Here is a 7,691-nt window from a genome sequence, read left to right as displayed (position 1 = left end):
AATACAGGGGTAAATAAAATGAACATTAAAAATGTTACATCAGGTAACGAAGAAACAAAAGAAAAAAATTATGTTTGTACGGCTGTGCCGTTTGATCTTGGCAAAGTTGTTTGTACACAAGGCATTGCTGAACTGCTAAACAACAATATTGGTGTGAATTTACCGATTTACTTACATCGTCACCAAAATGGTGATTGGGGAAATGTCTGTGTTGAAGATAAACTTACCAATGACGAAGCCACCAAGACAGGCGAGCGGGTTTTATCCAGTTACACCATTTGTAATGAACAAGTCTGGATAATTACCGAGCGTGATCGTAGTTGCACTACGATTTTACTCCCTAATGAATATTGATGACGTCAATTCACACGATATAATGGAGTTCCTTTGGGCTCCATTTTTTAGCTTATGAAAAAACTAATGTTATTATTGTCGGTATTTCCAAGTGTCGGGTATTCGTTTTGTTTTGATGAAGCAGGACAACATTATAATGTTGATCCAGATTTGCTGCGATCGATAGCACAAGTTGAAAGCAGTCTTGATCCTAATGCTTATAACGAAAACAAAAATAAAAAAGGTCAAGTAACCAGTCGTGACTTTGGACTCATGCAAATTAACTCTAGTTGGTTTCCTCGACTGACTGAATTTAATGTCAATGAAACCAATGTCTACGAACCATGTTTTAATGTTTCATTAGGTGCGTGGGTATTAAGCTCTAACTTTGCCAGCCATGGTTATAACTGGAATAGCGTAGGTGCTTATAATGCAGGATTTCTTAAACGTACCGAAAACGCCAGAAGAATATACATCAAAAAAGTTCAAAAAGTCTATTATCAGTTGCCATTAAAATAACCTTTCTTGCACCATAACGGTGCGGCGCTAGTTGTGTCACGATCTTCTTTTTCCGTTTTACATTCCTTCCCTAATGGTCTCAATCACCCTAGATTCAATCGCCAACGGTTCGGCTTTTGAGCTCGACGTCCCTAAAACACACCCCAAGAAAACAAACTAGATGCAGACTCATTGGAGGTCATTGTTACCACTTGGGAATCATCCACACACCACGGCGCATTGAAATCAATGCAAATGGTTGTCTGTTAAAAACATAAAGACAATAAAAACAAGAATTTAAAGATATAATAGTCGTTTAAAGTAACGTGGAAAAATTTTCAAAAATTACACTAATTAGCCGCTTAAATTTCAATGGATAAATATATATTTTCAATGAATATTGATTGATCCCTTATATGTAAAGCGATGAGAGCGTTTTCAATGTTATTTTAATTGGAAATCATTAAATGTTGATTGAGCCCTTTATTGACAAGGCTCAATGGGTGTTTTATAAAATTAATTGATTGAAATTTCATTGGAATAACAATGCTTTTAATTGGGATTGAGGAGGGCAATATGACACGTTCTTATCCATTACAAAGCTCATTACGTGGAAAGTTAGCGCAAGATTTTAAGACGTTTAGGGATAAGGAAGCGTTAAGTGATGCCGAGGCCACGCGGCAACTTTTGATGTTGGCACTGCGCATTAAACTCAATGATAGTGAGGATGATAGTCCATCGAATCGTGCGTTGATGGAAGAGATTTATCGTGTCGTTCGTGGTTCATCTGCGATCACTGATGTGGTTCATGGACAAACCTTTGATGGTGAAAAATTATTCCGAGAACAAAAAGAATCCAAACCCTTTAGGCAACAGGTGAAATCTGATATCGATAATAAAGTCGATGAGTTTCTGGCAGGCAAAAAAAAAGGGTAGTCCATTGGACACCCCTTTTTCTACCGCTCTAACTCTCTATCTAGTTTATTATATTGGTCATTGTTGTTGTCACGCTCCTGATTAAAATCAAACGTTTTTTGAGGGGAGGGTTCTTTGCTGTCGAAGTGTTCAAGCTCTTTATCTTTGATTTCTTTTGTGTGTTGATTAATATCAGTGTCCTGCTTGTTGGTTAATGAATCATGGTCTTGAGTGGGTGTGTCGAATTCCTCTTTTTGTTGATGCGTTTGTTGATGGTATTGTTCAATACCCTGTTTGATTTCCTCAAGCATATTGTCAGGCGAAACAAACTGAATATTTCTCCCTGAAAAGTTAGCCATGATTTTTTCAATGTTGTTGGGATTTAAATCAGTATTGCCTTGACTCAGTACAATCACAATGTTCTGTCTGAGTTCATCGGTAGAGATATTCTGAATGTCATTCTTATGATTGACATTGATAATGTCGTATTGGCCTTGATGCGCTTGATTAATAATAAAAGCATTCTCGATTGAGGTACTGATGATGGTGGTGTGCAAATCACGGCCTTGATGGAATTGCGTTATTTGTTTGGATTTCGTGCCTAATATCCGTGGATTGATGTCGAGTGCCGGATCTTTATTTCCTTGCCCGTCTAAATAAGTCACTTCAATCGCTTTTGTTTCTCCTTTTTTATCGTGAATGTTAGTTATCATCGCCGGGTGAAATGTTTTGTCCTCTGAGGAATATACTGCTTGATGAAAATGAACATGGTCATTCTTAGGGTGTTCAATCCCCAATTTATTGAGGTAAGTTTCGGCTAATGTGCCTGTGAGTGGCAGGCTGGTTTGTATATATTCTTTCGCTCTCTCTTCAAATTGTGCCATGTGTTTTGGCGTCGTATTCAGTAATTGGTCATGTTTGGGGTTGGCGGTGAGTTGGTATTTATCAGGATCATTAAGAATGTTGTGGGCTTCTTGCATTGCCTCCTTATAATATATTTCCTTATGAATCATCATTAAATTGATTAATGAGCCTTTTTTACCGGTGGTATAGTCTTTAAAATACCCTCGATATTCCCCCGTTAACGATACCTTTATTGCCGATTTTCCAATACCAAAGGTGAGATAATCACGGTCTGATTTAGATGGGTTCGGTTGCCCCAAGAGGTTGATGGCTAAGCTTTCGGTGTATTTCGGTAACGTTTGGCTGATGTGTTCTTTAAATTGGTTGTAGTCAAAATCTCCGTTTCTATTGTGATAACGCACGTCTTCATGAGATAGGGCTTTGTCATTAAAGTAAGGCGTACTGTGTGGTGCTATGTTCTCGATGGTTTCAATGGCACTGTGTTTATTGACCTCTTTCGATAACCAGCTCTTCATCATCTGTTTTGGGCTGTCAGTAAAGAGTTTCACATGACTACTCGCCCGGCTTAAATCGATGTAAGCGCGTCTTAAGTTCGTCAGTGCGCCTTTACCCTTTAGGGTGGTAATGACGTTCTGATACGTCGCGCCTTGCGCCATATCTGCGGTTCTGGTGTAAGCGTAATCCCAATGGCCGTCTTTCAGTTGGTTTGGATTAAGGCTTAACGCTTGCCCCTCTTTCGACAGCGCGGTGATTTCTTCTTTGGTGGCATGACTGATGGTGTATTCCACATTGGCTTTAATGCCTCGCGCTTTGTCGGTAAATCGGGTCATGATTTTATCCCCGGTTGAAAGTGGCTTTTCTGATTGAACGAAGAGTGACGTGTATTTGTGGTCTTTGTTGCGTGGTAAAAATGGCTTTGTCTTACCTGTATTTACGTCTTGAAGAGTCACCAAACCGTGCTCCGAATCAACGTGGGTAATGATGTCGTACTCTCCTGGCTTGGTGCTTAAAATGAGCCCTTTCTGATAAGGCATCATGGTGGTCAGCTCTTCTTTGCTATCACCTGTAGAGCGTAATCGGGTGGTGATGATGTTTTCTTGGCCTATCTCCTGTGTTTTCATCAGTCCGGCACGAATGTGCTCAGTGATGTGGTCACGCTCATTATTTGTGTAAGCGATGATCAGCGTGTTTTCTCGTGTCTCGGGCGTGCGGGCAAGGTAGTCCTGCGCCACCGCGTAAGGCAGCTTTTCGGTGGCGATGAGTTGCGCTTTGCTTTGGTCTTTCGCATTCTCATCGAGGGTTGAGACGATATGTTGCGTGCTACCGAGTGTATCAGGGCCTTGCTGAGAGAGTTTATCGAGGGCGCTGTCTGGCTGCTTATCTACAATGTTGTGTACGGCGCCAAGCAGTATTTCATTCTTCTGACGAACGATGTCGGTCATGTAAGCCGTATCGATACGGCCCTGACTTATGCTCAATTCAAACGGTTTACCAGCATTAAGAGAAAGCAGCTGCTCTTTATCCCCAAGCAAGGTGGCTTTGGAGCCGCTTTTCAATACAAGGTCGGTGAGCTCTTTGGCTTGTTGGTTGCTGACCATGGAGCTTTCATCGAGGAAGAACAGCGTGTTTTTGTGCTCCTCTGGTAAGGTGATGCCACGTCTTAGGTCGGTCAGTAAGCTTTCCAGCGTTTGCGCTTGTATCCCTTTGCTTTCCAGTTCGCTGACGGCGGCGTGAGTGGGCGCTAGGCCGATCACTTGCGAAGGTGCCTGGTTACAGGCTTGGGTGGCGTGTTGAATCAATTCAAGGTTGGATTCGAGCAGGGTGGATTTACCGGTGCCCGCCAAACCTTGCACGGCCACAAAACTGTCTTTGGTCGTTGAGATAAGGGTGATGCCGTCCTTTTGTCCTTGGGTAAGGAGAGGCTGTGCATCGAGATAATTTCTGACTTGTTGGTGGGTGGCAAACGGCTTGTGTTGATTTTTCCCTTGCTCAATGTTTCGTAAAATGTGTTTTTCGGTATCGAGTGCCGCTTGGGTGGTCCAGCGTGTACCATCGCTGTATTCGGCAGAGAGGACGTCACTGCGTTTGGCGAGCTCTGTTTCAATTTGCTCTTTGATTATCGGTTGATTGGCCTCTTCAAAAGCGTAACGGATCGCTTCGACGACTAACTCTTTTTGTGTAAACGCCGCTTCTTTTTCAGAAAGATGACCCAGGGCAAAGTTCAACGCTTTCTCTTGCAGTGGTGAATTGTGCTCTTTGTTTAAGAGAGTGAGGGCTTGCTGGATGTCGCTTTTGACTGTGGCGGCGGTGGTTTCAGAGAGGTAGCGGTCGTTGACGTTTTGAGTCTGCATGACTCGCTCGATGGCAGAAAGCTTCACTTCGCTTTTCTCAAGCGCGGCCTGGGCTTTATCGGGGTTGTCGGTAAACACATCGATGCGCGCGCTTTTCTCGGTCAGCTCGTGAAAGAGCGCTTTCGAGAGCGTAAAGGCTTTGCCTGAAAGGAGGGTGTGCGCCCTTGGTTCGATATGACTGGCGGTATGGACATAGTCGTATTGTAGTGGTGCGTCTTTCAGGGCTTCAACGGGGATGGTGTTCGATTCGCCCTGTGTGTCCGTTAACGTTAGGGTTTCTTTAGAAATATCCGTGACTACGTAACGCTCATTGGCGTTCAACTCAGATGGAAAGTGCTTACCTGTGGTCATGAGGCGTTCACCTTGGTTAACTTGCAGCGAGTCAGGTTTAAAGATCTGCATGTTGAGGGCTTTGAATCCGGCGGAAGCGGGATCGAGGGTGTATTCTTGTCCATCGGTTTTGCTCAGGACATGGAGTCGATTGTTTGCCTTATCCGAGGTTGAAACCACTAACTCTTGAGGTTGTCCGTCTTCCCAATGGCGAAGGGTCATACCTGGCTTGTAATGTTGCGCTAACTCCTGTTGGGGCTTAGACAAATAATGAGGCTGCTGAGTGAACAAGGTGATACCGCTGCGGGCAAGTTGACCCTCGTTCTGCAGAGAGGACCGGATCGCGTCCGTCAATCGTCGTTGTTCAAGGTGAGAAGTCGCCAGCACTTGTGTGTCTTCTTTGTTTGGTAAGTGGGTATACGCTCTAGCGAGGGTGCGTGTATCGCTGTTGTGCAAGGTAACCTTACTGTCTTTCTGTTTGCTGTCTACCCAAGAGTGCGAGACGACGTTGCCTCTGCGATAAAGCTCGATCGCGTTATAAGATTTAAAACCTTGGCGACTGGACGTGTTGTTCAGCAAGATGACTTTGCTACCCGATCCCTTAGCTTTTGCGTTTAAAGCCATCAACTCATTGGCGCTCATTTTGTGGGCGCTGTCGACAAGAAGGATGTCTTTGTTGGTCATAGGGACGTCTGAGTGCAACAAACTATGGACAGAGTGGCGCTGCTCTTCTTGAAATCGGTGTTTTATCCAGGTGGCGACCGTATGACTTTCACGTTGGATGGTTTGGCTATGACGGTGTTTGTCTTTGGCGTTTTGTGACACTAAGTGGACACGTTTACCGACATGGTTGCCGACGTTCAAGAGGTTTTGCGCGATTTGCTCACTGTTGCCAAACACATTAACCACATGAAACTGCTTGGTGGACTGGTAAATGTCCGCCACCTTTTGGCGGTTGCCTTGAGTGAGGTTTAATTTATCTAACGTAGCGTCATTGACTGGCGTGCGCATATGGCGCGTACGCCCTTTGCTGGCCGCCATTAACGCTTGTTCGGTTTTCAGCATGGCTTGAGTGGTGTATTGACCTTTTTCTGAAAGAGGGATGAGAGCACCGTTTTTCACCCATTGGTCAGCGACCATTTTAAGGTCAATCGCATTGGCTTGTACGCCGCCTTTGGTAAACTCGGCCGCGGCTAATTCTATAATCTTTTCCAGTTTTAATGCTGTGTTGTATTGCCCTAAGTGTTCAACGGCGCGACCAAACGCGTCTTTAGCGATTTCTTCAGGGTTCTGTTCTTGTGGAGTGATCCCCAGGGCGTTTTTAACCAGTTCTTCGGGCTTATGGCCTGCGTTGCGCACCGTTTGTTGCCAATGAGCATTGAGCGTTGCCTCACTTTCGTAGGTTTTGGACTTGCGCGTATCAAGGTTGGCTACGTCTTTTGCCGCGCGGGATTCAAAGCCTAAGTCTAAGGTTTGTTGTTCTATTTGTTGTGAGCGAGTGGAGAAGGTGTCGATTAATACTTGAGGAACGCCTTCAACATCAAATTGACCATTGCCGAGGGCTCGCGTTGTATAGCCTAACTCTATAACTTCTTTAGCCAATTGGCTCTGGTACAAAATACCGTAGTATTTTTGGAAGTTGTAAATGCGCTCGCCTGTCCCATTGATGACGCCGCCTTTTTGTTTGAGAGAAGAGGCGAGTGTACGCAGTTGCCCTTCTTTGTCGCGGGTCATGTTTGCCGTCAAGGCATGGGAATGGAGTTGTGGATCGTTTTCACGACTGGTTTTGTGGCGGACGACCGCAAAGGCCATGTTTTCGGTATTGTTAAACTCACGCTCCCCTTCTTTGTTAATCGAGACGGCTTGTGCTGCGTCTGTCTCTAATTGAGATAGAGCAAATTTGACCGCGTCATTATGTGCATCAATAAGGCGAGTATCCCCGCCAACGAGTGCGAGCGTGCTTAATCTTTTTGGTGCTGAAAAAGTCAGGTCAAAACCACATTTATGGTCGCCCCGTTTACCTTTGATGGTTTCATTGCCTAGGTGTCCAGATAAAACGGACTCTAACGTTTTTTGGTTAACCGGTTTACCGATTAGACCTGCTTCTTTGGCTAACTGACCGTGCCAAAAAGTGTTTTCATTGGTACTGCTTTCTTTGAGGTAGTAGTTGTCGTTACTGTCTTTCTCGAGTGACGTATCAAAGGTATTTGGTGTGTTTTCTTCGTTCAAGTAATACTTGGCGGCGCCAGAGGCGGATTTAAGAGGGCTAATAGACATCATAAGGTGTTCTCCTTTTGTTGGGGCGCAGCAAAGCTGCCACGTCAGCGAAATGCCGGTGATTTGGATTCCGTGCGAATGGGTTAGCGACGGTGTTGATGCGAATGGAGGGGGCCGGGCTTG

4 protein-coding genes are annotated in these 7,691 nt (G+C 44.6%); 3 read left to right on the top strand and 1 reads right to left on the bottom strand.

Going from position 1 to position 7,691, the window contains the following annotated elements; genetic code table 11:
* The first annotated feature begins 18 nt into the window (after positions 1–18).
* The 3 genes from AB6D93_RS21485 to AB6D93_RS21475 all read left to right on the top strand — a co-directional run bounded on the left by AB6D93_RS21485 (position 19) and on the right by AB6D93_RS21475 (position 1,767).
* Positions 19–354, top strand: a complete 336-nt coding sequence (locus AB6D93_RS21485; protein ID WP_136975210.1) for a type I restriction endonuclease subunit M — start codon at positions 19–21, stop codon at positions 352–354.
* Between the two features lie 54 nt (positions 355–408).
* Complete coding sequence (locus AB6D93_RS21480) at positions 409–852, top strand: lytic transglycosylase domain-containing protein (protein WP_102333049.1); 444 nt, start codon at positions 409–411, stop codon at positions 850–852.
* Positions 853–1,407: 555 nt separating this feature from the next.
* Entirely contained in the window at positions 1,408–1,767 is a 360-nt protein-coding gene (locus tag AB6D93_RS21475) for a hypothetical protein (RefSeq protein ID WP_029224421.1), read from the top strand.
* Between the two features lie 20 nt (positions 1,768–1,787).
* On the opposite strand, the gene traI is transcribed toward AB6D93_RS21475, so the two are convergent.
* On the bottom strand, positions 1,788–7,571 hold the full coding sequence (gene traI / locus AB6D93_RS21470; protein WP_102333050.1) for a conjugative transfer relaxase/helicase TraI: 5,784 nt from the start codon (positions 7,569–7,571) through the stop codon (positions 1,788–1,790).
* Positions 7,572–7,691: the final 120 nt, after the last annotated feature.

The organism is Vibrio sp. 10N.247.310.23 (assembly GCF_041467155.1).
GTDB lineage: Bacteria > Pseudomonadota > Gammaproteobacteria > Enterobacterales > Vibrionaceae > Vibrio > Vibrio crassostreae_C.
This window is presented reverse-complemented; position numbering and strand designations above follow the sequence as displayed.

Bases quoted from the DNA above. Each gene is read 5' to 3' on its own strand.
- AB6D93_RS21485 (WP_136975210.1), top strand. From the start codon at position 19: ATGAACATTAAAAATGTTACATCAGGTAACGAAGAAACAAAAGAAAAA.
- AB6D93_RS21480 (WP_102333049.1), top strand. From the start codon at position 409: ATGAAAAAACTAATGTTATTATTGTCGGTATTTCCAAGTGTCGGGTAT.
- AB6D93_RS21475 (WP_029224421.1), top strand. From the start codon at position 1,408: ATGACACGTTCTTATCCATTACAAAGCTCATTACGTGGAAAGTTAGCG.
- traI (WP_102333050.1), bottom strand. From the start codon at position 7,571: ATGATGTCTATTAGCCCTCTTAAATCCGCCTCTGGCGCCGCCAAGTAT.